The sequence below is a fragment of the Parageobacillus thermantarcticus genome (assembly GCF_900111865.1).
GTDB classification, from domain to species: domain Bacteria; phylum Bacillota; class Bacilli; order Bacillales; family Anoxybacillaceae; genus Parageobacillus; species Parageobacillus thermantarcticus.
This window is the reverse complement of the sequence record NZ_FOJS01000001.1, coordinates 139221-162635: the sequence shown is the minus strand read 5'-3', so window position 1 is coordinate 162635 and position 23415 is coordinate 139221. Positions and strand designations below refer to the sequence as shown.

Below are 23415 nucleotides of genomic sequence, written 5' to 3'. Positions count from 1 at the left end.
TAATAACAATTATGAGTTTTTATCATGTTTTGGGCGGTGTCGTACAAAGTGCTGAAACAAAAATATATGTAAAATCGACAAATTTAGCGGATTTTTATAAAAAAGCATTTCGTTTCAGAAAGGAAGATATAGACTATGTTTGGATTTGGAACAAGAGACCTTGGCATCGATTTAGGAACAGCCAATACGCTTGTATACGTAAAGGGAAAAGGAATTGTGGTAAGGGAACCGTCGGTTGTCGCCATCCAAAAGGATACAAAGCAAATTGTTGCGGTTGGCAACGAAGCGAAAAACATGATCGGCCGTACGCCTGGAAATGTCGTTGCCCTTCGCCCGATGAAAGACGGGGTGATCGCTGACTATGAGACAACGGCGACGATGATGAAATATTACATTAAACAAGCGACAAAAAATAAAGGATTTTTTGCAGGAAAACCGTACGTGATGGTATGTGTGCCATATGGAATCACGGCTGTGGAAGAACGCGCTGTCATCGATGCGACGCGGCAGGCGGGAGCGCGCGATGCCTATACGATTGAAGAGCCGTTTGCGGCGGCGATCGGCGCGAATCTTCCTGTATGGGAGCCGACGGGAAGCATGGTCGTTGACATCGGCGGCGGGACGACGGAAGTGGCGGTTATTTCTCTTGGCGGTATCGTCACAAGCCAGTCGATTCGCATCGCTGGCGACGAGATGGACGAGGCAATTATTCAATATATCCGCAAAACGTATAATTTAATGATCGGGGAACGGACAGCGGAGGCGATTAAAGTGGAAATCGGCTCGGCAGGAAACCCGGAAGGAATCGGGAAAATGGAAATCCGCGGCCGCGATTTACTGACAGGGCTTCCGAAAACGATTGAAATTAGCGCCGAGGAAGTTGCCGAAGCGCTGCATGATACGGTTTATGCGATTGTCGAGTCCGTGAAAAATACGTTGGAAAAGACACCGCCGGAATTAGCCGCAGATATTATGGACCGCGGCATCGTGCTTACAGGCGGCGGCGCGCTGCTGCGCAACCTTGATAAAGTCATTAGCAAAGAAACGGACATGCCTGTCATTGTTGCGGAAAATCCGCTCGATTGCGTGGCAATCGGAACAGGAAAGGCGCTAGATCATATCGATTTATTTAAAAACAAAGCGAGAGACCATCGCTGACAGTAAGAGGGTGTCAACATCATGCCACAGTTCTTTTTAAACAAACGGCTCATTTTGTTGCTTGTTAGCATTATTATCCTCGTGGCATTGATTGGTTTTTCCTTAAAAGATCGCGAACTTACATGGCCAGAGCAGTTTGTAAAAGATACAACCGGTTTTGTCCAACTCATTTTTCATAAGCCCGCACAGTTCGTTGCGGGCTTCTTTGAGAATGTAAATGATATAAGAAATACATATAAAGAAAACAAGCTATTAAAAGCACGTCTAGAGGAATACGTGACGTTGGAAACGCAAGTGCAGACATTAAAAAAGGAAAATGAACGGCTTCGCGCTCTTTTAAATAAAAAAGAAAGCTTGCGCGATTTTATTCCAATCCAGGCCACTGTTATTGGAAGAAACCCAGACCGCTGGCAGGAAACGATCATCGTCAATAAAGGCGAGCAGCACGGCGTCAAGAAAGATATGGCCGTGATTACACCAGAAGGATTAGTCGGAAAAGTGCAGCACGCCTCCCAATTTACTTCCACCGTTCAATTGTTGAGCGCGCTCGATCAAAAAAATCGGATTTCCGCCTATGTGCAAGGAAACGAAAATGTTTTTGGATTGATCGAAGGATATGATGAAAAACGAAGAGCGTTGTTGCTAAAACGAATCCCTTTTGATGCGAAAATCGAGAAAAAGCAAAAAGTGTTAACATCTGGTCTTGGCGGCGTTTTTCCAAAAGGGCTGCTTATCGGTGAAGTGATGGAGGTCGTGCCAGATCAATACGGGTTGACAAAAATGGTTTACGTGAAACCAGCGGCTAATTTTTACGACATTGATGATGTGATTATTGTGAAAAGAAAAATTGACGAAACGCTTGGGGAAAGGGAGGAAGCAAAGTGAAAAAGTGGGCGCTTCCTTTCCTTGCCGTTGTATGTTTTGTTAGTGAAAGCATTTTTGTCGATTTATGGCCAAAGAACGAACTGTATATGCATTATTTTTTTGCACCGCGTTTTTTTCTCGTTTTTCTCGTTTTTACCGCGATTTACATAGGGCAAACGCGCGCAATGGTTTACGGACTGATTTTTGGCGTGCTTTATGATTGCGTCTACACGGAATTGCTTGGTGTTTATGCGTTTGCGTTTCCTTTAATCGCTTACATCGTGGCGAAAGCGATGAAAGTGCTTCATCCACATTGGCTAATTGCTTGTTTTCTTAGTCTCTTTTCGATCGCCATTCTCGAATTATATGTATATGGAATTCAACTGCTCATAGGAAGAACCAATATGCCTTTTCAAATGTTTTGTCTGCAAAGATTATCGCCGACGCTGTTGCTGAATGTGGTGTTTCTTGTTTTGCTTTCATATCCGTTGAAGCAGCAATTGGTAAAAATCAAGCGGTTGGAACAGGAAGATTAAAAGGAAAATGGACGTTTTTGTAGAATTATTCGTTGAGGTGAACGTTGTGGCGAAACAAAAACAACCGTATGTAACGATGAAAGGAACGAAAGATGGGCTGACGTTGCATCTCGATGACACGTGTTCCTATGACGATCTGTTGGAAGAGCTTGAAGAAAAATTAACAGCAAGTGAAAAAGCGGAATCGGACGGTCCGCTCGTTTCCGTTCATCTCAAAGTTGGTAATCGCTATTTGACTCCGAAACAAGAAGAAGAGTTGCGCACATTAATTCGCCGCAAAAAAAATTTGGTCGTCGAATCGATTGAAAGCAATGTAATGACAAAGGAAGAAGCGCTCGAGTGGAAGAGGAAAACGGAAATTGTGTCGGTTTCCAAAATCGTTCGTTCGGGTCAGGTGCTGCATGTACAAGGAGATCTTTTATTAATCGGCGATGTCAATCCGGGGGGGATCGTTATCGCCGGCGGAAATATTTTTATTCTCGGAGCGTTGCGCGGAATTGCCCACGCGGGGTATTACGGAAATAAAGAAGCGGTCATTGCCGCATCGATTATGAAACCGACACAGCTGCGAATTGGCGATGTGATGAACCGAGCTCCCGATTACAAAACGGATGAGCGGAATGAAATGGAATGCGCGTATATCGATGAACATAATCAAATTGTTGTCGATCGTTTGCAGCTGCTTGCGCAGTTGCGACCGAATTTGACGCGGTTAGAAAGGGGAGTGTAACGGTGGGAGAAGCGATCGTCATTACATCAGGGAAAGGCGGCGTCGGAAAGACGACAACAACGGCAAATGTCGGAACAGCGCTCGCGATCCTTGGAAAGCGGATTTGCCTTGTTGATACAGATATCGGCTTGCGCAACCTCGATGTGGTGATGGGGTTGGAAAACCGCATTATTTATGACCTCGTTGACGTCGTGGAAGGGCGCTGTACCGTGCAAAAAGCGCTCGTAAAAGATAAACGGTTTGACGATCATCTTTATTTGCTGCCTGCCGCGCAAACAAGCGATAAATCGGCGGTCAGTCCGGAACAGATGAAACAGCTGATCGATGAGTTAAAACAAGATTATGATTATGTGTTAATCGACTGCCCGGCAGGCATTGAGCAAGGTTATCGAAACGCCGTGGCGGGGGCGGATGAGGCGATTGTTGTCACAACGCCGGAAGTATCGGCAGTGCGCGATGCCGATCGAATTATTGGTTTACTAGAAAACGAGGAACATATCAAGCCGCCGCGGCTTATCATTAACCGCATCCGCAGCCATATGGTGAAAAATGGTGACATGCTTGATGTCGACGAAATCGTTATGCACTTGTCGATTGATTTGTTAGGGGTCATCGCCGATGACGAAAACGTGATCAAATCTTCCAATAAAGGCGAACCAATCGTGCTTGACCCAAACAGCAAGGCGTCGATCGCGTACCGCAATATTGCGCGGAGAATTCTCGGAGAGTCCGTTCCGTTGCAGCCGCTCGAAGATGAGCAAAAGGGAATTTTCTCGAAAATAAAAAAATTATTTGGTGTCCGTTAATCCCTGCTAATGAAGATGGCAGGGAATTTTTTATTTATCGATAAAGTCCATGAATTTGTGTAAAAAGAAGCGGATACAAAGCGGTTCTATTTTCGGAGACATAAGTTCGCTGGACTTGGGAGTCGGATTTTACACAAACATTAGGACTTGGCTATTTTTTTATTTATCATATCTCTCAAGGTTGTCTAATAAACTAGTACAAACGATGCCGGGAGGGATGGTGAGGAATAATGAAGCGACGTGCCCGCGACATCCGCAAGCGCGTGGAAAAGCGGAGAAAAGAAAGGCGGCACCGTTATGGAGAGATGCAACAAGAATTGTGGGCGATCACCGATGAACAGCGGTACGGCCAGCCGGTAGTGACGTATGACCGCTATACGTTTGAAGAGAAGCATCCATTATTTCGCAAAGAAACGTTCATTTTGAAAATGCTTTTCTCGGCCTGTCTTGTTTTAGCAACAGCGATTTTGTTTAAAAATCCATCTGGCTCGTTAGAACCAGCTCGGCAGTTTGTCAAAGATGCGATGGAGAAAGAATTTCAATTTGCCGCTGTCTCAAAATGGTATGAAAAGCAGTTTGGCGAGCCGCTTGCGTTCATTTCTACAGAAACGGAAAATCAAACGAAAACAACGCCGAAGCAATATGCTTTGCCGGCATCAGGCCGCGTTCTCGAAAATTTTCAGAAAAACGGGCAAGGCGTTATGGTCGAAACAGCTAGCAATGCGAAAGTGGAAGCAGTGAATGAAGGAATCGTGGTATTTGCTGGCACAAAAGAAAAACTTGGGAAAACGGTAATCATCCAGCATGCAGATGGGAGCGAGTCGTGGTATGGAAACTTAGGTACGATTGCCGTAAAACTGTACGATTTTGTAGAAACGGGCAAGGAAGTCGGAACAGCGATGACGAGCAGCCATGATCAAACAAAGTCAGTATTTTATTTTGCCATTAAACAAGGAGATCATTTTATTGATCCGATTCAGGTGATTTCCTTTGAATAAATATGTTCGATTGTTCGGCAACATTCACATCCATCCGCTGTTATGGCTGTTTAGCGGCATTGCGGTGATGACCGCTCACTTTAAGCAACTGTTTCTTTTATTTTTTATTGTGTTGATTCATGAGCTTGGGCATGCTGTTGCCGCCGCTTTTTTCTCATGGCGCGTGAAGCGAATTTTGCTTTTGCCGTTTGGGGGAGTGGCGGAAGTCGAGGAACACGGGAACCGTCCGTTTCGCGAAGAGCTTATTGTAACGCTTGCTGGGCCAGCGCAACACCTTTGGTTGATGGCGATTGCGTTTTTTTTATGGCGGATGGGGGTAATGACGAACGAAGGCTGGAATTTATTTATCCATTACAATACCGCGATTCTCATGATCAATTTATTGCCTATTTGGCCGTTAGATGGCGGAAAGTTGCTGTTTCTTTTTTTTACTTATTATTTTCCATTTAGCGAGGCACATCAAAAAACAATTGTATTGTCCATAGTTACACTTGCTTTTTTTGCCATTGCCGTTTTGTTCATACAACCAAAACAACTTGATTTATGGATCATCGTTATGTTTCTTATCGCATCGTTATGGAAAGAGTGGAAACATCGCCATTATGTTGTCATGCGCTTTTTATTGGAACGCTATTACGGAAAACGGAGCGATTATACAAAATTGCGAACGATTGCTGTTTTCGAAGAGGAGCGAATTTCTCGCGTGTTGCAAAAATTTTACCGCGGACAAAAACATTCGATCATTATCATGAGAGATAACCGCGAGCGCGTGACATTAGACGAAAATGAAATTTTGCATGCTTTTTTTGTGGAGAAACAAACAGATGTTCCATTAAGCGATCTTATTTATGTGTAAGAGAAATATATTGACATTTTTCTTTTAGATATGATACTATTTTTTACGTTGTAGAATTTTTGTACCGCTTGCATAAGCGGGCAAAAAGCGGTGCAGCGCATATTCACAGCACCCGTACTACAACCGCTCAGCGCGGGTTTTCCAAGCGTTCGCGATGCGAACCGCCTTGTCGCTGGCGAGTCTGAGTCTATATGGGGAGGTGCGATACATGTACGCGATTATCGAAACTGGCGGCAAACAAATTAAAGTGGAAGAAGGACAAGAAATTTATATCGAAAAAATTGATGCCGCTGAAGGGGAGACGGTAACGTTTGACAAAGTGTTGTTTGTAGGCGGCGAAACAGTAAAAATCGGCAACCCTACAGTTGAAGGGGCAACGGTAACGGCGAAAGTGCAAAAACACGGCCGTCAAAAGAAAATTATCGTTTTCAAATATAAGCCGAAAAAGAACTACCGTCGCAAACAAGGTCACCGTCAACCTTACACAAAAGTCGTGATTGAAAAAATTAATGCATAAAGGCATTCGCGATGATTAATGTAGAAATTGAGCGCACAAAGGAAGGGAAAATTCGCGCGTTTACGATAAAAGGGCACGCGAATTTTGCAGAACATGGGCAAGATATCGTTTGTGCTGGAGCATCGGCGGTTTCGTTTGGCATCGTCAATTCGATCATCGCGCTAACGAACGTTCAACCGCATATTACGCAAGGAGAAAACGGCGGCTATCTTCGCTGCGTGCTTCCTCGCATTGACGACGAAGCGACGGCAGAGAAAGTCCAGCTCCTCCTTGAAGCGATGCTCGTTTCTTTACAAACGATTGAACGCGATTATGGAGAGTATATTCGCGTGATTCAACGGTAACGGGAGGTGACGTGTATGTTAAGACTTGATCTCCAATTTTTCGCATCGAAAAAAGGGGTAGGTTCGACAAAGAACGGACGCGACTCCATCGCGAAGCGTCTTGGCGCGAAACGCGCTGACGGTCAATTCGTTACTGGCGGTTCGATTCTTTATCGTCAACGCGGGACGAAAATCCATCCGGGATTGAACGTTGGCCGCGGCGGCGATGACACGCTTTATGCGAAAATCGACGGCATCGTTCGTTTCGAACGATTAGGCCGCAACCGCAAAAAAGTGAGCGTATATCCTGTCAGCAAAGAAGCGTAAACCGCTTTGAGAAAACTCTAACCATGCTCGGTTAGAGTTTTCTTTTTGCATTCCGGAAAAGCGCGAAAAATCATTCCCGTTTCTTGTAAAAAAATGCTATAGTAAAGATGATAGAGCATAAGCGGTGTAATTTATGAATGGGAGCGCTGTAGATGGAAAAGCAATGGAGGATCGTCGATGTATTGCGTCATTCTCGCCATGACTGGCTGAATAAAATTCAGCTCATTAAAGGGAATTTGGCGTTAAATAAAATAGAAAGAGTTTACGAAATTATCGACGAAATTATTCGCGATATGCAACAGGAAACGAAGCTCACCAATTTAAAAGCGGTGCAATTTGCAGAATGGATGATGACTTATAATTGGAAAACACGGCTGATTTCGTTAGAATATGAGGTGCTTGGGGATGAATGTGATTTATCCTCTTATGATGCGGATTTAACGGCATGGAGCAGCAAGTTTTTAACCTTAATGGAAAACCAAGCGGATGCGCATGATGAAAACCATATGAGCATTTCCATTGAAGTATTAAAAGAGGAAGTAAAGTTGTTTTTTGATTATAGCGGAACGATAAAAGATAAAAACAACATCGTTCAATGGCTTCGAGAGCATCAACAGCAAGCGGCAATCCATCTTGAATCTTTTCATATACATAATCATGAATTGACTGTGCTTATAAAAATTTTATTTTAACAGCATAAAGACAGGTGACGGATTATTCGTGTATTGGTTGGCGCGCGTTGTCATCGAATAGAAACGGTGCCGGATAGATTCTTGTTTAGCAGCGCCGTTTTGTTTTTCATGTGAAATACTTTGCAAATTTTGTGTAAAATAATAAGCAGCTATCGCATCAAGAATAGATCGGAGGAAAAAAAGATGTTCGTCGATCAGGTGAAAATTTATGTCAAAGGCGGCGATGGTGGCAACGGGATCGTTGCGTTTCGCCGGGAAAAATATGTGCCAAAAGGCGGGCCGGCGGGCGGTGATGGTGGAAAAGGCGGCGACGTGGTATTCGTCGTCGATGAAGGGTTAAGGACGCTGATGGATTTCCGTTATCAGCGTCATTTTAAGGCGGCGAGAGGCGAAAACGGCATGTCGAAAAACCAGCACGGGAAAAATGCCGAAGACTTGATCGTGAAAGTGCCGCCGGGAACGGTCGTCATCGACGCCGATACGAATCAAGTGTTAGCCGATTTAACAGAAAACGGACAGCGATTTGTCGTTGCAAAAGGCGGGCGCGGGGGACGCGGAAATACGCGCTTTGCCACCCCGACAAATCCCGCTCCGGAAATTGCGGAAAACGGAGAGCCGGGTGAGGAACGGAATGTCATCCTCGAATTAAAACTTCTTGCCGATGTCGGTTTGGTCGGTTTTCCGAGCGTCGGCAAATCCACGCTTCTATCTGTCGTTTCCGCCGCCAAACCAAAAATTGCCGAGTATCATTTTACGACGCTCGTTCCTAATTTAGGGGTGGTGGAAACGGATGATGGCCGAAGCTTTGTGATGGCGGACTTGCCGGGGCTTATTGAAGGAGCGCATCAAGGCGTCGGGTTAGGGCATCAGTTTTTGCGCCATATTGAACGGACGCGCGTCATTGTCCATGTGATTGATATGGCGGCAATAGAAGGACGCGATCCGTACGAAGATTATTTAGTGATTAATGAAGAATTAAAACAGTACAATTTGCGCTTAACGGAGCGACCGCAAATCATTGCGGCCAACAAGATGGACATGCCAAATGCGGAAGAAAACTTGAAAAAGTTTAGAGAAAAACTCGGGGATAAAGTTCCAATTTTTCCGATTTCTGCGGTGACAAGACAAGGAGTGCGCGAGCTGTTATTCGCGATTGCCGACCTTTTGGAAACAACGCCAGAATTCCCGCTCCATGAGACAGAAGAGCCGGGATTGCAACGCGTCGTCTACAAATATGAAAAAGAGGAACCGCCGTTTACGATTACAAGAGATAGCGATGGAGCATTTATTTTATCTGGCGAAAAAGTGGAAAAGCTATTTAAAATGACCGATTTTTCCAGAGAGGAATCCGTTCGTCGTTTCGCACGGCAATTGCGGGCGATGGGCGTCGATGACGCATTGCGCGAGCGCGGCGCGAAAGATGGCGATATTGTAAGGCTTTTAGATTACGAATTTGAGTTTGTTGATTAACGTTGGAGGGGGCAGGGGAGGCTCGTTGGATAAAAAATTTTACTTAGTTCGCGAAGACGTATTGCCAGAAGCAATGCGTAAGGTGCTTTTAGCAAAAGAATTGTTGGAGCGAAAAAAGGTCGACTCTGTCGCGGAAGCGGTGCAGCTGGTCGATGTCAGCCGGAGCGTGTTTTATAAGTATCGCGATGCGGTGTTTCCGTTTCAAGCGGTAGTGAAAGAAAGTATCGTTACGTTATTTTTTCATTTAGAAGACCGCTCCGGCACGCTTTCCCAATTGCTTAGCGTCGTCGCTGCAGCCGGATGCAACGTGCTGACGATTCACCAAACGATTCCGCTTCAGGGCCGCGCGAATGTCACACTATCGATCAGCACGAACGAGATGAAAGAAGATATCGAGGAGTTGCTCGCAAAGTTGCGGCGGCTTGAATTTGTCGAAAAAGTCGAAATCGTTGGTTCAGGGGCTTATTAAAGTAAGGGAGAGGCAGCAGAATGAAAATTGGCTATTTAGGACCGAAAGCGACGTTTACCGATCTAGCGGTAACCACAATGTTTCCTTACGTTGAAAAAATCCCGTATCGTACCATTCCGGAATGTATTGATGCGGTAAGCAATGAAGAGATCGACGCCGGGGTGGTGCCGCTGGAAAACGCGCTGGAAGGATCGGTGAATTTAACGCTTGATTATTTAATTCATGAACAATCGCTTCCGATTGTCGGGGAAATTATCGCCCCGATTCAACAACATTTAATGGTGCATCCATACCATGCGCATCATTGGACGGAAGTGAAAGAAATTTATTCCCACTCGCATGCGATTGCACAATGTCACAAATTTTTGCATGCTCATTTGAAAAAAGCGAAGCACGTATATATGACATCGACGAGTGCGGCGGCGAAATTCGTCAGCGAACATCCGCATCTTCCAATCGCGGCGATTGCCAACCGGCTGGCAGCTGAAGAATACGGGCTGACGATCGTACAAGAAAACATTCATGACTATGATTACAACCATACGCGTTTTATTATCGTCCGCAAGGAAAACGAACCGCTGAAAATCGACTCACCGCTTTATGCTGGCGATAAAACGACGCTGATGGTGATGCTCCCAAAAGATCAGCCTGGCGCCCTTCACCAAGTGCTTTCCGCGTTTGCCTGGCGCAAATTAAACTTAACGAAAATTGAATCCCGCCCTGCGAAAACGGGGCTTGGCAACTATTTTTTCATTATTGACATCGATCAAAAAATGGATGATGTGTTAATTCCAGGCGCAATCGCGGAACTTGAAGCGCTTGATTGCACCGTCCAAGTGTTAGGAAGTTATCCGTATTATATTATTTGAATATGGGGTATTTTGTAAAAATGAACCATCCCTGGCCTGTAACGTCAGGGATGGTTTTATTCTTTATGGATGGCAATGGCTTTGTGGCTATGATTCAATAAGAAACCCCGCTTTTTTCAGGGCATGACAGGCGGCATCGAGCTTAGCGACGGAATCCGCTTCAATCGTATGAAGGTGTGTGCCGTCCGTCAGCTGCAGCAAGTATGACGCCTTCGTTTCTTCAATTTTTTGAATAAATTGATCGACTTCCAGCCGGTTGCTTACCATCACGGAAGCAGTTAAGTCTCCGTATACGGGATGTTCGATTTTGACATCTTTGACGGTGACGCCGTGGTCGACGAGAATATATAATTCTTCTTTCGTTTGTTCAGGAGTATGGAAGCACGCGATCGTGCGCGCATACGTTTGCGCCGGAACGTTTGGCGGCAAGTATAAATAGCCTTGGCTTGTGGCAATAATCGGTTCATTGCGCGCTTTTAAGAGAGAAATATCCTGCACGACCACTTGGCGGCTGACGTTCGTTTTTGCCGCGAGTTCGGCGCCGGTGATCGGCCGGTCGCTTTCTTTTAGCCACTGCAAAATGAGCTGGCGCCGTTGTTCCCCGAGAATTTTTTTTTCTTCTTTCAACTCATTCAAGCTCCTTTCTTTGCTGACAGATTCGTTCAAGGGAAGATACGAAATGGCAAATGTCTTTTTCCGTCGTCCATTTTCCAAATGAAACACGTATCAACTGTTTTGCTTCTTCTATGGATTTTCCAACTGCCAACATCGTCCGTGAAGGGTCCTGTTTTCCAATTTGGCATGCACTTCCAGTAGAAATGGCGATGTTGTCGCGGTTGCATTCCAACATGACATATTGTCCTTCGATTCCATGAACGGAAAGGCCGACAATGTGCGGCAGGCGCGCGTCAGGATGTCCTTCTACCGTAACGGGCAAGCTCTTTTCACGAATAAGCGCCAGCAAGCAACGACGCAGTTGTTCGAGTCGTTTATATTCGGAATCGATATTATCGCAAATGTGCTGTGCAGCCGTAATGAAAGAAGCGATTCCAGGAACATTGACAGTTCCGGGGCGAAACCCATATTCATGGGTAGCGTTTGGAAAACAAGGTTGCCATTTGATGCGCGGATCGATATATACTGCGCCCACTCCTTTTGGTCCGTAAATTTTATGGGCGGAAATCGAAAGGCTGTCAACGGACATCTCCTTCACATCTATTCGTATTTTACCAAAAGTTTGCACACAATCGCTATGAAAGATGACACCACGGCGCCGCAATCGTCTCCCAATTTCCGCAATTGGCTGTATTGTTCCGATTTCGGAATTAGCGTGTTGAATAGAGGCAAGAATCGTTTTCGGCGTAATTGCCCTCTCCAAGTCGTCGACATCAATTTGTCCAAAGCGGTCAACCGGCAAATAAGTAACATCAAATCCTTCCGTTTCTAATTGTTGAAATAAATGATAAAGAGAAGCGTGTTCTATTTCGGTTGTGATAAGATGGTTGCCGCGGTGGCGGCGTGCTTCAACGAGCGAACGGATAGCGAGAATATTCGACTCTGTTCCCCCGCTTGTAAAATAAACCCCCCGTTCCTCGCCGCCAATAAGCGCGGCAAGTTCTTTTCGACAAATCGTTAAAAGCCGTTCGGCATTGCTTCCAATATCGTGCAAACTGCTTGCATTTCCAAAGTAGGCAGCTGCTGCTTCTACATAGGTATTGATCGCTTCTTTGCTCATCGGTGTTGTAGCGGCATAATCTAGATAAATCATCAAAATCATTCCTTTTGTTCATAAAATGTGTATAAAACTCTTGTCATTAGTTTAAATATATGTCAATATAAGTGTCAAGACAGCATTAATTAGGAGGCGCTTTTTATGTTAGAAACTGAAGTGATTATTGCCGGAAGCGGTGTCGCAGCTTTAACCACTGCCTATTATTTGCATGAACATAAAAATGTGATGATTTTCACAAAAGCAAAAAAAGAAGACAGTAATTCATGGCTGGCACAAGGCGGTGTCGCTGCGTCCATTTCAAGGGAGGATGATTGGCGTTGTCATTTTGATGACACGATGGCTGCTGGATGTCAACATAATGAGGAAAAGGCGGTTGAACTGCTCGTTCGCGAATTGATGAAAACAGGATTATTATGTAATAGCGTAGCGGAGCATCGACGATGGAAGAATGGGGGAAAGGAGAATGAACCAACTCAAATTACAACAGCTATTGCAGCAATTTTTCATTGAAGATATTGGCGAACAGGATATTACGAGTGAAACGATTTTTCCAGACAATGAATGGGCGACAGGAACGTTTACCGCAAAGGAAGATGGGGTGTTGGCGGGTATAGATATTATTGCGACAGGATATCGTCTATTGCATCCAGCTATCGATGTAACGTTTTATAAACGGGATGGCGAACAGGTGAAAAAAGGAGAGACGATTGCCGTTGCCTCTGGCCCGGTCGCTCCGTTATTGGCAGGTGAGCGCGTTATTTTAAATTTGCTGCAGCGAATGAGCGGCATCGCTACATTAACATATCAAGCGGTAATGGCGCTAAACAGCAGCCATACGCGCATTTGCGACACGAGAAAAACAACACCGGGTTTGCGGATGTTAGAAAAATACGCCGTTACGTGCGGTGGCGGCTATAATCACCGTTTTGGCTTATATGATGGCGTCATGATTAAAGATAACCATATCGCTTTTTGCGGTTCGATTACGAAAGCGGTGCAGGCGGTGCGCGCGAAACTCGGTCATATGGTCAAAATCGAAGTGGAAACGGAAACGAAAGAACAAGTGTTAGAAGCGGTAGAGGCGGGAGTTGATGTCATTATGTTTGATAACCGCACTCCAGAGGAAGTGCGCGAGTTTGTCTCGCTAGTGCCGAAGCCGATTATTACCGAGGCGTCGGGCGGAATTACGCTTGAAAACCTCGCTGCGTACGGGGCAACTGGCGTAGATTATATTTCTATCGGGATGTTGACACATTCTGCTAAATCGTTAGATATTAGTTTTCATTTGCAAGGATGGAAATAGGGGGGAGAAAATAATGAACGTGCTAGAAGCAATGAAGCGGCTTGATCATATGCCGGAAAGTTATAAAACGATGAGCATAAAAGAGATGGAAGCACGCGTTCGAGCAATAAAAGAACGATTTGGAAAAAGGTTGTTCATCCCAGGGCATCATTATCAAAAAGACGAAGTGATTCAGTTTGCCGATGCGACGGGAGATTCGCTACAGCTTGCGCAAATGGCGGCGCAAAACAGCGAAGCAGAGTACATCGTGTTTTGTGGAGTGCATTTTATGGCAGAAACGGCAGACATTTTAACGAGTGACCATCAAAAAGTCATTTTGCCGGATATGCGGGCCGGGTGCTCGATGGCTGATATGGCGGACATTGCCCAAGTGGAACGAGCGTGGCCGATATTACAAGAGCTATTTGGTGACACAATTTTGCCGTTAACGTATGTAAATTCGACGGCAGCGATTAAAGCGTTCGTTGGGCGCTGTGGCGGTGCTACCGTTACTTCCTCGAACGCGAAAAAGATGATGGCGTGGGCACTTAAGCAAAAAGAGCGAATTTTCTTTTTGCCGGATCAACACTTAGGGAGAAATACAGCATACCAACTTGGAGTCGCTCTTGATGAAATGGCAGTATGGGATCCGCATACAGATCGTTTAGAATATAAAGGCGATATAAAGAAAGTAAAAGTGATTCTTTGGAAAGGGCATTGCTCCGTTCATGAAAATTTTACCGCCCGTCATATTGAGCGCATCCGGCAGGCAAAGCCGGACATGAATATTATCGTTCATCCGGAATGCAGCTGGGATGTTGTGCAGCAAGCCGATTATGTCGGCTCCACGAAATACATTATTGAAACGATCCGAAACGCTCCTTCCGGAAGCAAATGGGCAATTGGCACGGAAATGAATTTAGTCAACCGGATTATTCGCGAACATCCTGATAAAGAAATCGTTTCGTTAAACCCGTATATGTGCCCATGTCTCACGATGAACCGCATCGATTTGCCGCATTTGTTGTGGGCGCTCGAATCGCTTGAAAGAGGCGTAATCGTTAACCAAATTATCGTTCCGTCGCTGATTGCTCAAGATGCCTCGCAGGCGCTTGCCCGGATGCTGGCGTAAAGAAAAAGCGAACTTAATCATCCTGTCAGACGGCGATATTCCGCCGGACAGGATGATTTTTTTATCATAAAACAACGGTTTTTATCATACATTGTGTTGAAGGATGATGGTGACAACAAGCGAAAGCTGAGATACAATGCGAACAGTTTTGGTTTAGGAGGGGGACGGAGTGAAAATCCATATTGTCCAAAAAGGCGACACGCTTTGGAAAATTGCGCAAAAGTACGGTGTCGACTTTGAACAATTAAAAAAAATGAACGGTCATTTAAGCAATCCAGATATGATTATGCCGGGAATGAAAATTAAAGTACCGACTGCCGGTGTTCCGGTAAAAAAAGAGATGCCCAAAAAAGAAGCGAAAATAAATATGGTTCCAAAACAAAAGATAGAAAATGTGGAACATCCGTATGCTAACATAAAACCGTTTGTATCTGTGGATATTGAAGCAGAACTTTCCCCAAACGTTCCATCTCCGGAAAAAGAAAAAATCAACGAATCCCAAAAACCATCAATGAATGAAGCGCCAGAACCGCCAGTGAACGAAGCACCAAAGCCGTTAGTCAATGAACAGCCAAAACCAATCGAAAAAGAAACGCCAAAACCATCAATAAATGAAGCGCCGAAGTTGCCAATGAATGAACCTCCAAAACCGGCGGTGAACGAAGCGCCGCATCCACCAGTCAATGAGCCGGCAAAACAGTTCGTGAATGAGCCGCATAAAATATCGAACATCGCGCCAGCTTCGGAAAAAAAGAAGGAAGCGGAAAAAGAATCAAAAAAACAGTTAAATATACCGCCGCTATCACATACGATTCCGCCAGTTGCTCCAAACGTAAATATTAACTTTTCCAATGCACTTTCAAACGTTCCGCCGATTCCGCCGAAGCCAGAAAATATTTTACCGGGGATGATGAAACCAGAAGCAGAAATAGAAAGCCCTGCGGAAGCGATAGAAAAAGAAGAGACAGAAGTGGATAACGATACACCGCCAGTGCTACCAAAAATTCCGTATGCACCGATCATGCCGCAACCATATTTAACAGGAGTGCCACTAATTGCGCCGCTATCGCAATATCCATGCGTTCCAGTCACTCCGGTTTTGCCGGGAGCGGGATTTTATTTTCCGTTCATGCCGGCAGCGCCAAGTAGTTATCCAACATATCCGCAGCCATTCACCGATCAAATGGCGGAAAGCAGTTCCCACGCGTTTCCTGGCATTGAAGAAAGCAGCAGCGAATCAGGAGAAGCGCCACCAATGCCGGATCATCATGCAGAAAATGTCGCACCGCCAACAGCAGCCAATATTGCGCCAACTGGATACTCACCATTTCCTTCACCTGCACTTGTTCCTTATCCGATGACACCATGCGCACCGATAACGCCAGTAATGCAAGGGCATGGATGGAATCCAATGTTTTATCCGTACATGCCGCCTTCATTCGCTTCATATCCATATCAAGTACAACCATCTGTTGCAGGACCGGCATACCCATTCCCACAAGCTTCGCCTACACCAGCGTTCCTTCGCGGGGAAGAACGGCCGTTTACAGAACCGCAAGATGCGGAGAGTGATGATCGAGATGAACAATAGACGAAAAAGAGACGATGGAATTGGTCGTCTCTTTTTTCTTCTGCGAAACAAATACGGTTTGCGCGTGAAAAGCATCAAAATGGTCAAACAAAATGTATGGGTCGTCACCGCATATGAAGGGTGTTGGGTTGCAAAACGGTATCGAACTTTTTTGGAAGCGATGAGACAAGCAGTGTTTATGCAGTCGCTGAGACAGGCGGGGTTTGCCCATGTTCCCGCGGTATATACTACTATAGGACAAAATGGGGTATTTTTTGTGAAAGACGCTTTTTGGATCATGCAAACATATATTTCTGATGCAGAAAGATTGTCATTTGCCCGCCGGCAAGATATCGCCGATGGGCTCGAATTGTTGCAAACGTACCATTTCATCACGGCGATGCTCGCAAAAATTCCGGCGTTTCCAACAATTATTCCGCATTACTGTCTATATAGTAAGTGGCAGCGCCGCTATAACGAGTTTTATTCCCATTTATCGTTGCTGGAACGAATCATGGATAAAGAAGATATCGCTTGGACGATTCAACATGCGGAATATTGCCTCTCCACTTTCGCAAGCTATGCGCCGCCTTTAGCGGCGGAGCCTGTTGCGATTATTCACGGCGATGTCGCCTCCCATAATTTTTTGCGGACAAAAGCGGGAATGATTTATTTAATCGATTATGACACGGTTGCCGTCGCCTCGCCGGGCATCGATTATTTGCAGTACGCCAGCCGTATTTTGCCTTATTTGCAATGGTCTTTGGCAAAATTATATCAATTTTCGCGCTTTTTGTGTTGGCTTGCAAAGCCGTGGTTTTTGCATGCCCTTTTATTTCCTGCTGATATTATGCGGGAATGGCGCTTTGCGCTACAGCGCAACAAACGCCTTTTTATTGCGCGCAAAGAACGTAATCAGTTTGTCCGCAAAATTATCGATATGATAAAATGAATATAGAGAATTTTTTCGTGAAAGGAAGCTGAAAAAAGATGAGGGAAAAAATTGAAAAACTGATTCAATGGCTGCGTGAGCAAGTGGCAAACGCCGGATTGAACGGGGCGGTTGTCGGCATTAGCGGCGGCATCGACTCAGCGGTCGTCGCGCATTTAATTAAACGCGCGTTTCCGGACAACTCTCTTGGATTGATTATGCCGTGTAAAAGCAATCCGAAAGATATGGAAGACGCATTAAAAGTGGTGGAAAGCTGCGGCATTAAGCACTTGATCATTGATTTAACGGAAACGCATCATACGTTGTTTGGAGAAGTGGAAAAACAGCTGAAAGAAAAAGGGGAGTGGAACGAAGCAGCGGCACGTTTAGGCGATGCGAACACAAGAGCGCGCCTTCGCATGACGACATTATATGCGGTTGCCAACAATTACGGCTATATGGTGGTTGGCACGGATAATGCCGCGGAATGGTATACAGGGTACTTTACTAAATACGGGGACGGCGGAGTTGATTTAGTGCCGCTCGTTCATTTTACGAAAGGAGAAGTGCGCGAGATGGCGCGTATTCTTGGCGTTCCAGACGAAATCATTGCAAAAGCGCCAAGCGCGGGATTATGGGAAGGACAAACAGATGAAAGCGAAATGGGAACAACATACGAAATGATCGATAAATATTTAAAAGGTGAGGAAATTCCGGAAAAAGACCGGCAAATTATTGAACGGTTGCATGAGCGTTCACGCCATAAACGGCAATTGGCGATCGCGCCGCCAAAATTCTAATTCTACCGTTAACTAACAGCGATAAAATCTCCTTTCCTTCGCCAAGCTAATCATAGGGCCAAAAACATTTTTTGGCCTCGCTTGAAGGAGGACAAGGGGGTTTTTTCGTTGAAAAGAGCAATAAAAATCATCGGGGCTGTTTGTTTCATGAGCGGGCTTGCCGCATGCGCCAATGGCGCGGACGATGATGATCCTCGTTACAGCAATACGACGCGCCCGATCGGGTATGATTCGACGGAGCGCTTCGCTGATGAGTATCGCTACGGCCGCTACGGAACAAATACTGCTAATTACGACAACAACTATATATTAAGCCGTCGAGGTCCGGCGACCGATTTTTTTGCTGACAATGACCGCATGCGGACTCCGGGAACGACCCGGTTTGATACCGATGCGCCGGTGCTTCCGCTCGATACCGATTTCGGCGATGGAGACCGCAACTACCATGGCCATTTAAACTCGATGGAAGGCGAAGCTAATCCTTCGTATTATAGAAGGTATGATGGGCGATTGGCGGAGACGGTTTCGCGCCGCGCTGGTGCGGTGAAAGGAGTAAACGGTGCGCGAGCGCTCGTTTACCGTGACCATGTGCTTGTTGCGATTTCGACTGATGCCAAGCACGCAGATCGCGTGAATCGTCTTGTTGCACAAGCGGTTGCGCCATACACGAAAGGAAAACACGTGCGCGTTGTTACCAACCCGAGCATGTACAACCGCGTCCGCACCATCGACAACGATATCCGCCGCGGCCGGCCGATGGAAGAAATCGAACGGGATTTAAAAACGATTTTTATCAACGGAAAAATGATCGAACGTCCTGCAAATACACGGTAATTTTCATAAGGGAATGCTTTTTTCAAAGCGTTCCCGTTTTACTATGACAATTTCCCGTTTTTTTGGTATAGTAATATCGGAAATTTCGTTGCGATGAGAGGAGAAATTTCGATGGCTGGACATTCGAAGTGGAAGAACATTCAACGCCGTAAAAACGCGCAAGACGCAAAGCGTGGCAAACTGTTTATGAAATTGGCGAAAGAAATTTATGTAGCAGCCAAAACAGGCGGAGGCGATCCGGCAGCCAATCCAGCCTTGCGCCTTGTTATTGAAAAAGCAAGAGCGGCGAACATGCCGAATGAAAATATTGAGCGTGCCATCAAAAAAGCGACGGGAAACCAAGAACAGACGAACTACGAAGAAGTTCGCTATGAAGGATACGGGCCTGGCGGCGTGGCGGTGATGGTCGTTTGCTTGACGGATAATAAAAACCGCACGGCTTCAAACGTGCGGGTAGCATTTTCGAAAAACGGCGGCAATTTAGGGGAAACCGGCTGCGTTTCCTATTTGTTTGAGCGAAAAGGGCTGCTTGTTATTGCCCGAGAAGGGCTTGACATCGATGAAGACGACATGCTTCTTCAGGCGATTGAAGCAGGAGCGGAAGAGATGGAAACGACCGAAGATTCGTTTGAAATTTATACAACGCCGGAAACGTTTGAAGAAGTAAAAGAAAAGTTGGAGAAGCAAGGCTTTTCGTTTGCCAGCGCCGAAATTACGATGATTCCGCAAACGTATACGACGCTTGCCGGCGATGATTTGAAAAAAATGTTGAAGTTGATCGATACGCTGGAAGATGACGACGACGTCCAAGAAGTGTACCATAACTTGGACGAATCCGTGTTGGATGAGTAACGATCAAATAATGTCCTATACCTAGTGTATAGGGCGTTATTTTTTTGCCAATTGGGCACCGGTTTTGGCGAAAAGACAGATATGGAATGTGAAAAAGTGCAACAATTGAAAGAAAGCGGATAAAACTTCTTACATTGGTGAAAATAGAAGTGAGCATTTTATTTTTACCTTGAAAGAGAGGAAAAGGAGATGCGAATGCTTGCCGCTTTCTTTTTAATGTTTTTCCATGTATTATTCACCCAAACTGCTTTTGCTGCGCCGGCGCCGGTAAAAATGACGATTATTTTGGAACGGCAATATTTAGACGGGGAAGTGAGCGAAGAGACAAAAAAGGAAACCGTTGTGTCCATGAAAGATATATGGAAAAAATATAAAGGCTGGCAGCTTGTGAATATGGATGATGAAACACTTGTATTTCGCAAAACGGTGAACGATATTTCTCCATTATTAAAATCGAACGGTTATTTTGGAATTACTGAAGATGGAACGTTATCGATTTTTGAAGGAAAACCCGCTCATTCGACACGGATTATTCAATCGTTTTTTCAAATTGATGTGAAAAAGCTGGAAAGCCGCCAACATAAGCAGTTGAAGCAAGGAATTCGCGTCGTCTCCAAATCGCAATATGAAGACATTATCGAAACATACCGCCATTTTGCTTTAATGCGATAGACTTATCTTTCGGTAAGTCTTTTTTGTTTTTTAAATAGGAATATACATTCGCTTTTTGTTATAATGTAATGGTATGATACAATGGAAAGGCAGGAAAGAAAAGAGAGGGGTACAGCGTTGATTGAATTTGTCCGCGGATACGTTGATTATGTTTGCCCGGAATATATTGTGATCGACAACAACGGCATTGGGTATCAAATTTTTACGCCCAATCCGTTTTCGTTTCAAGAAAGCCGCGATACGATCGTGACGGTTTATACATACCAATACGTGCGTGAAGATATGCTTGCTTTGTACGGATTTCGCACCCGCGAAGAGCGAGCGTTGTTTGCGAAGCTATTGCAAGTTTCGGGAATTGGCCCAAAAGGCGGCTTGGCGATTTTAGCGGCAGGAAGGCCTGAACAGCTTGTCGAAGCGATCGAACAAGAAAATGAAACATTTTTATGCAAGTTTCCGGGTGTCGGAAAAAAAACGGCGCGGCAAATGATTCTCGATTTAAAAGGGAAGCTTACTGCTGTTGCTACTAAAACATATCCAGATTTGTTTCACGCTCAAGAAGAATCGGAACCGCCTCATTTATCTGCTCTTGAAGAGGCGATCGAGGCGTTAAAAGCGTTAGGCTACGCGGAACGGGAAATTCAAAAAGTAGTGCCGTCGTTGATGAAAGAAAACTTGTCCACCGATCAATACGTGAAGCGCGCGCTTCAGCAACTGTTAAAGTAGGGAGGGGAGGAACATGGAAGACCGCCTTGTTTCCGGCGATGTTCACCGTGAAGACGTTTCGCTGGAATATAGTCTCCGCCCGAAGTTTTTGCATGAATATATTGGACAAGATAAAGTGAAAGACAATTTAAAAGTATTTATTGAAGCGGCGAAAATGCGCGAAGAAACGCTTGATCATGTGCTTCTGTACGGTCCTCCTGGGCTGGGAAAGACGACGTTGGCCGGGATTATCGCGAATGAAATGGGAGTGCACCTGCGCACGACTTCCGGTCCGGCGATTGAGCGCCCCGGCGATTTAGCGGCGATTTTAACTTCTTTGGAGCCAGGAGATGTGTTATTCATTGATGAAATTCATCGGTTGCACCGTTCCGTCGAAGAAGTGCTTTATCCGGCGATGGAAGATTATTGCTTGGACATCGTGATTGGAAAAGGGCAAACCGCTCGTTCCATCCGCATTGATTTGCCTCCGTTTACGCTTGTCGGCGCCACGACAAGGGCAGGCGCCTTATCCGCACCGCTTCGCGACCGTTTTGGGGTGATTAGCCGATTGGAGTATTATCAACCTGAACATCTTACGCAAATTGTGATGCGGACAGCAGAGATTTTGCACGTCGACATCAAGGCGGAAGCCGCGTTGGAAATCGCCCGGCGCTCGCGGGGCACGCCGCGCATCGCGAATCGCCTTTTGCGTCGCGTCCGCGATTTTGCCCAAGTGCGAGGAGACGGCACGATCACGTTTTCGTTGGCGAAAGAGGCGCTGGAACTGCTGCAAGTCGATCGGCTAGGCCTTGATCATATCGATCGTAAATTGATCAAGGCGATTATGGAAAAGTTTAATGGCGGGCCGGTTGGCATTGATACGATCGCGGCAACAATCGGCGAAGAGACGCAAACGATCGAAGACGTGTATGAGCCGTACTTATTGCAAATCGGCTTTTTACAGCGCACCCCGCGCGGCCGCATCGTCACCCCGATTGCTTACGAACATTTTGGAATGGAGGTTCCAAAACAATGAATAGCCTGCCTAAATTCATCATGACAGTTGGGGCCGTCCTCATTATTATCGGGTTTCTCATGCAGTTTATGAAACTGGGGCGGCTTCCGGGAGATATTATTATTCGGAAAGGGAATACGACGTTTTATTTTCCGGTGGTTACGTCGATTTTGCTAAGCATCGTGCTTTCCCTCATTTTTTATATACTTGGTCGATTCCGTTAAACAATAAAGCAAGGTGAGAAATATGAAAATCGATTTGTTTGACTTTGATTTACCGGAAGAGTTAATTGCGCAAACACCGCTGCCAAACCGCGACGCATCGCGGCTGATGGTGCTTGATAAAAAAACCGGCGAAATTCGCCATGAAACTTTTCGCAACATTTTATCGTATTTACGTGAAGGCGACTGCCTTGTCCTTAATGATACACGCGTGATGCCGGCACGCCTTTACGGGGAAAAAGAAGATACCGGCGCTAACATTGAAGTGCTGTTGTTAAAACAATTGGAAGGAGACCGATGGGAAACGCTAGTAAAACCGGCAAAACGGGTAAAAGTCGGAACGACAATTATTTTCGGCGATGGGCGGCTGAAAGCGACATGTGTCAATACGCTTGAACATGGGGGCCGCATTTTGCAATTTTCCTACCGCGGCATTTTTTATGAAGTGCTTGAACAGCTTGGGGAAATGCCGCTGCCTCCTTATATTAAAGAAAAATTGGATGATCCGGAACGCTATCAGACGGTATATGCCCGCGAAATCGGCTCGGCGGCGGCGCCGACGGCCGGACTTCATTTTACGGAACAGCTTCTTGACGATATTCGCGCCAAAGGGGTGCATATCGCGTTTATTACTCTCCACGTCGGGCTTGGCACGTTCCGCCCTGTCAATGTCGAAAACATTGAAGAACATGATATGCACGCCGAATTTTATCAAATGACGGAAGAGACGGCGCGATTGCTAAACGAAGTGAGACGGCAAGGAGGACGCATTATCGCTGTCGGCACGACGTCCACGCGCACGTTGGAGACGATCGCGACAAGACATAACGGTACATTTGTAGCGGAAAGCGGCTGGACGGATATTTTCATTTATCCAGGCTATGAGTTTAAGGCAATCGACGGTTTAGTGACAAACTTCCATTTGCCGAAATCAACGCTGATTATGCTTGTCAGTGCGCTTGCCGGCCGCGAAAATATTTTGCGCGCTTACAACGTGGCGGTGAAAGAGCGGTATCGTTTCTTTAGCTTCGGCGATGCGATGTTAATTATTTAAGGA

28 protein-coding genes, 1 pseudogene and 1 other annotated feature are annotated in these 23415 nt (G+C 45.6%); of the genes and pseudogenes, 27 read left to right on the top strand and 2 right to left on the bottom strand.

Features of this window, described 5'->3' with window-relative positions; genetic code table 11:
* Positions 1-135 precede the first annotated feature (135 nt).
* The 14 genes from BM278_RS00900 (at position 136) to pheA (ending at position 10615) form a co-directional block, all read left to right on the top strand.
* Positions 136-1158, top strand: a complete 1023-nt coding sequence (locus BM278_RS00900) for a rod shape-determining protein (protein ID WP_090947532.1) — start codon at positions 136-138, stop codon at positions 1156-1158.
* A 21-nt stretch (positions 1159-1179) separates the two neighbouring features.
* A complete protein-coding gene (gene mreC, locus BM278_RS00895) occupies positions 1180-2043 on the top strand; it encodes a rod shape-determining protein MreC (RefSeq protein WP_090947531.1) in 864 nt (287 codons plus the stop codon).
* Positions 2040-2558 (top strand): rod shape-determining protein MreD, encoded by a 519-nt coding sequence (gene mreD / locus BM278_RS00890; protein WP_090947530.1) that lies wholly within the window; start codon positions 2040-2042, stop codon positions 2556-2558. The genes mreC and mreD overlap by 4 nt, the downstream gene beginning before the upstream one ends.
* A gap of 7 nt (positions 2559-2565) precedes the next feature.
* Positions 2566-3288, top strand: a complete 723-nt coding sequence (gene minC / locus BM278_RS00885; protein ID WP_090947529.1) for a septum site-determining protein MinC — start codon at positions 2566-2568, stop codon at positions 3286-3288.
* 2 nt (positions 3289-3290) lie between these two features.
* Entirely contained in the window at positions 3291-4094 is an 804-nt protein-coding gene (gene minD / locus BM278_RS00880) for a septum site-determining protein MinD (RefSeq protein WP_090947528.1), read from the top strand.
* A gap of 230 nt (positions 4095-4324) precedes the next feature.
* Positions 4325-5092: a M23 family metallopeptidase gene (locus tag BM278_RS00875; protein ID WP_090947527.1), complete on the top strand. Its 768-nt coding sequence runs from the start codon at positions 4325-4327 to the stop codon at positions 5090-5092.
* Complete coding sequence (locus BM278_RS00870) at positions 5085-5948, top strand: M50 family metallopeptidase (protein WP_090947526.1); 864 nt, start codon at positions 5085-5087, stop codon at positions 5946-5948. The genes BM278_RS00875 and BM278_RS00870 overlap by 8 nt, the downstream gene beginning before the upstream one ends.
* Positions 5949-6059: 111 nt before the next feature.
* Positions 6060-6141: a sequence feature (ribosomal protein L21 leader region), on the top strand.
* 15 nt (positions 6142-6156) lie between these two features.
* A complete protein-coding gene (gene rplU, locus BM278_RS00865) occupies positions 6157-6465 on the top strand; it encodes a 50S ribosomal protein L21 (protein WP_003248892.1) in 309 nt (102 codons plus the stop codon).
* Between the two features lie 11 nt (positions 6466-6476).
* Complete coding sequence (locus BM278_RS00860; RefSeq protein WP_090947525.1) at positions 6477-6809, top strand: ribosomal-processing cysteine protease Prp; 333 nt, start codon at positions 6477-6479, stop codon at positions 6807-6809.
* Between the two features lie 15 nt (positions 6810-6824).
* Positions 6825-7115, top strand: coding sequence for a 50S ribosomal protein L27 (rpmA, locus tag BM278_RS00855; RefSeq protein ID WP_003248896.1), 291 nt, complete (start codon positions 6825-6827; stop codon positions 7113-7115).
* 152 nt (positions 7116-7267) lie between these two features.
* The gene (locus tag BM278_RS00850; protein ID WP_090947524.1) at positions 7268-7807 is read left to right on the top strand and encodes a sporulation initiation phosphotransferase B; all 540 of its coding nucleotides are present in this window, start codon (positions 7268-7270) and stop codon (positions 7805-7807) included.
* 183 nt (positions 7808-7990) lie between these two features.
* Positions 7991-9277 carry a GTPase ObgE gene (gene obgE / locus BM278_RS00845; RefSeq protein WP_090947523.1) on the top strand — a complete coding sequence of 429 codons (1287 nt, stop codon included), beginning with the start codon at positions 7991-7993 and terminating at the stop codon, positions 9275-9277.
* Between the two features lie 25 nt (positions 9278-9302).
* Entirely contained in the window at positions 9303-9746 is a 444-nt protein-coding gene (locus BM278_RS00840) for an ACT domain-containing protein (RefSeq protein ID WP_090947522.1), read from the top strand.
* Positions 9747-9766: 20 nt separating this feature from the next.
* A complete protein-coding gene (pheA, locus tag BM278_RS00835; protein ID WP_090947521.1) occupies positions 9767-10615 on the top strand; it encodes a prephenate dehydratase in 849 nt (282 codons plus the stop codon).
* Between the two features lie 87 nt (positions 10616-10702).
* Here the strand turns inward: pheA and BM278_RS00830 are convergent, their stop codons facing one another.
* Both BM278_RS00830 and BM278_RS00825 read right to left on the bottom strand, forming a co-directional pair.
* Positions 10703-11242: a transcription repressor NadR gene (locus tag BM278_RS00830; protein ID WP_090947520.1), complete on the bottom strand. Its 540-nt coding sequence runs from the start codon at positions 11240-11242 to the stop codon at positions 10703-10705.
* A gap of 1 nt (position 11243) precedes the next feature.
* Entirely contained in the window at positions 11244-12383 is a 1140-nt protein-coding gene (locus BM278_RS00825; RefSeq protein ID WP_090947519.1) for an IscS subfamily cysteine desulfurase, read from the bottom strand.
* A 105-nt stretch (positions 12384-12488) separates the two neighbouring features.
* Here BM278_RS00825 and BM278_RS00820 point away from each other — a divergent pair.
* The 13 genes and pseudogenes from BM278_RS00820 to queA form a co-directional block, all read left to right on the top strand.
* Positions 12489-12740: pseudogene (locus tag BM278_RS00820) on the top strand (FAD-binding protein); the annotation flags it as partial.
* Between the two features lie 70 nt (positions 12741-12810).
* Entirely contained in the window at positions 12811-13650 is an 840-nt protein-coding gene (nadC, locus tag BM278_RS00815; protein ID WP_090947518.1) for a carboxylating nicotinate-nucleotide diphosphorylase, read from the top strand.
* Between the two features lie 13 nt (positions 13651-13663).
* Positions 13664-14761: a quinolinate synthase NadA gene (nadA, locus tag BM278_RS00810; protein ID WP_090947517.1), complete on the top strand. Its 1098-nt coding sequence runs from the start codon at positions 13664-13666 to the stop codon at positions 14759-14761.
* Positions 14762-14930: 169 nt separating this feature from the next.
* Positions 14931-16352 carry a SafA/ExsA family spore coat assembly protein gene (safA, locus tag BM278_RS00805; RefSeq protein ID WP_090947516.1) on the top strand — a complete coding sequence of 474 codons (1422 nt, stop codon included), beginning with the start codon at positions 14931-14933 and terminating at the stop codon, positions 16350-16352.
* Positions 16342-17283 (top strand): phosphotransferase, encoded by a 942-nt coding sequence (locus BM278_RS00800; RefSeq protein ID WP_090947743.1) that lies wholly within the window; start codon positions 16342-16344, stop codon positions 17281-17283. Before safA ends, BM278_RS00800 begins: the two co-directional genes overlap by 11 nt.
* A 38-nt stretch (positions 17284-17321) precedes the next feature.
* Positions 17322-18062, top strand: a complete 741-nt coding sequence (gene nadE / locus BM278_RS00795) for an NAD(+) synthase (protein ID WP_090947515.1) — start codon at positions 17322-17324, stop codon at positions 18060-18062.
* A gap of 108 nt (positions 18063-18170) precedes the next feature.
* Positions 18171-18896: a YhcN/YlaJ family sporulation lipoprotein gene (locus tag BM278_RS00790; protein WP_090947514.1), complete on the top strand. Its 726-nt coding sequence runs from the start codon at positions 18171-18173 to the stop codon at positions 18894-18896.
* Positions 18897-19007: 111 nt separating this feature from the next.
* Complete coding sequence (locus BM278_RS00785) at positions 19008-19748, top strand: YebC/PmpR family DNA-binding transcriptional regulator (RefSeq protein ID WP_090947513.1); 741 nt, start codon at positions 19008-19010, stop codon at positions 19746-19748.
* 189 nt (positions 19749-19937) lie between these two features.
* Positions 19938-20420 (top strand): BofC C-terminal domain-containing protein, encoded by a 483-nt coding sequence (locus tag BM278_RS00780; RefSeq protein ID WP_090947512.1) that lies wholly within the window; start codon positions 19938-19940, stop codon positions 20418-20420.
* A gap of 117 nt (positions 20421-20537) precedes the next feature.
* Complete coding sequence (gene ruvA / locus BM278_RS00775) at positions 20538-21143, top strand: Holliday junction branch migration protein RuvA (protein WP_090947511.1); 606 nt, start codon at positions 20538-20540, stop codon at positions 21141-21143.
* 13 nt (positions 21144-21156) lie between these two features.
* Positions 21157-22158 (top strand): Holliday junction branch migration DNA helicase RuvB, encoded by a 1002-nt coding sequence (ruvB, locus tag BM278_RS00770; protein WP_090947510.1) that lies wholly within the window; start codon positions 21157-21159, stop codon positions 22156-22158.
* Positions 22155-22361 carry a DUF2905 domain-containing protein gene (locus tag BM278_RS00765; protein ID WP_090947509.1) on the top strand — a complete coding sequence of 69 codons (207 nt, stop codon included), beginning with the start codon at positions 22155-22157 and terminating at the stop codon, positions 22359-22361. The genes ruvB and BM278_RS00765 overlap by 4 nt, the downstream gene beginning before the upstream one ends.
* A 22-nt stretch (positions 22362-22383) precedes the next feature.
* The gene (queA, locus tag BM278_RS00760; RefSeq protein WP_090947508.1) at positions 22384-23412 is read left to right on the top strand and encodes a tRNA preQ1(34) S-adenosylmethionine ribosyltransferase-isomerase QueA; all 1029 of its coding nucleotides are present in this window, start codon (positions 22384-22386) and stop codon (positions 23410-23412) included.
* Positions 23413-23415 lie beyond the last annotated feature (3 nt).

Coding starts and splice junctions, on each gene's coding strand:
- BM278_RS00900 (WP_090947532.1), top strand. CDS start 136: ATGTTTGGATTTGGAACAAGAGACCTTGGCATCGATTTAGGAACAGCC.
- mreC (WP_090947531.1), top strand. CDS start 1,180: ATGCCACAGTTCTTTTTAAACAAACGGCTCATTTTGTTGCTTGTTAGC.
- minC (WP_090947529.1), top strand. CDS start 2,566: ATGGACGTTTTTGTAGAATTATTCGTTGAGGTGAACGTTGTGGCGAAA.
- BM278_RS00875 (WP_090947527.1), top strand. CDS start 4,325: ATGAAGCGACGTGCCCGCGACATCCGCAAGCGCGTGGAAAAGCGGAGA.
- rplU (WP_003248892.1), top strand. CDS start 6,157: ATGTACGCGATTATCGAAACTGGCGGCAAACAAATTAAAGTGGAAGAA.
- BM278_RS00860 (WP_090947525.1), top strand. CDS start 6,477: ATGATTAATGTAGAAATTGAGCGCACAAAGGAAGGGAAAATTCGCGCG.
- rpmA (WP_003248896.1), top strand. CDS start 6,825: ATGTTAAGACTTGATCTCCAATTTTTCGCATCGAAAAAAGGGGTAGGT.
- BM278_RS00850 (WP_090947524.1), top strand. CDS start 7,268: ATGGAAAAGCAATGGAGGATCGTCGATGTATTGCGTCATTCTCGCCAT.
- obgE (WP_090947523.1), top strand. CDS start 7,991: ATGTTCGTCGATCAGGTGAAAATTTATGTCAAAGGCGGCGATGGTGGC.
- pheA (WP_090947521.1), top strand. CDS start 9,767: ATGAAAATTGGCTATTTAGGACCGAAAGCGACGTTTACCGATCTAGCG.
- BM278_RS00825 (WP_090947519.1), bottom strand. CDS start 12,383: ATGATTTATCTAGATTATGCCGCTACAACACCGATGAGCAAAGAAGCG.
- nadC (WP_090947518.1), top strand. CDS start 12,811: ATGAACCAACTCAAATTACAACAGCTATTGCAGCAATTTTTCATTGAA.
- nadA (WP_090947517.1), top strand. CDS start 13,664: ATGAACGTGCTAGAAGCAATGAAGCGGCTTGATCATATGCCGGAAAGT.
- BM278_RS00800 (WP_090947743.1), top strand. CDS start 16,342: ATGAACAATAGACGAAAAAGAGACGATGGAATTGGTCGTCTCTTTTTT.
- nadE (WP_090947515.1), top strand. CDS start 17,322: ATGAGGGAAAAAATTGAAAAACTGATTCAATGGCTGCGTGAGCAAGTG.
- BM278_RS00785 (WP_090947513.1), top strand. CDS start 19,008: ATGGCTGGACATTCGAAGTGGAAGAACATTCAACGCCGTAAAAACGCG.
- BM278_RS00780 (WP_090947512.1), top strand. CDS start 19,938: ATGCGAATGCTTGCCGCTTTCTTTTTAATGTTTTTCCATGTATTATTC.
- ruvB (WP_090947510.1), top strand. CDS start 21,157: ATGGAAGACCGCCTTGTTTCCGGCGATGTTCACCGTGAAGACGTTTCG.
- BM278_RS00765 (WP_090947509.1), top strand. CDS start 22,155: ATGAATAGCCTGCCTAAATTCATCATGACAGTTGGGGCCGTCCTCATT.
- queA (WP_090947508.1), top strand. CDS start 22,384: ATGAAAATCGATTTGTTTGACTTTGATTTACCGGAAGAGTTAATTGCG.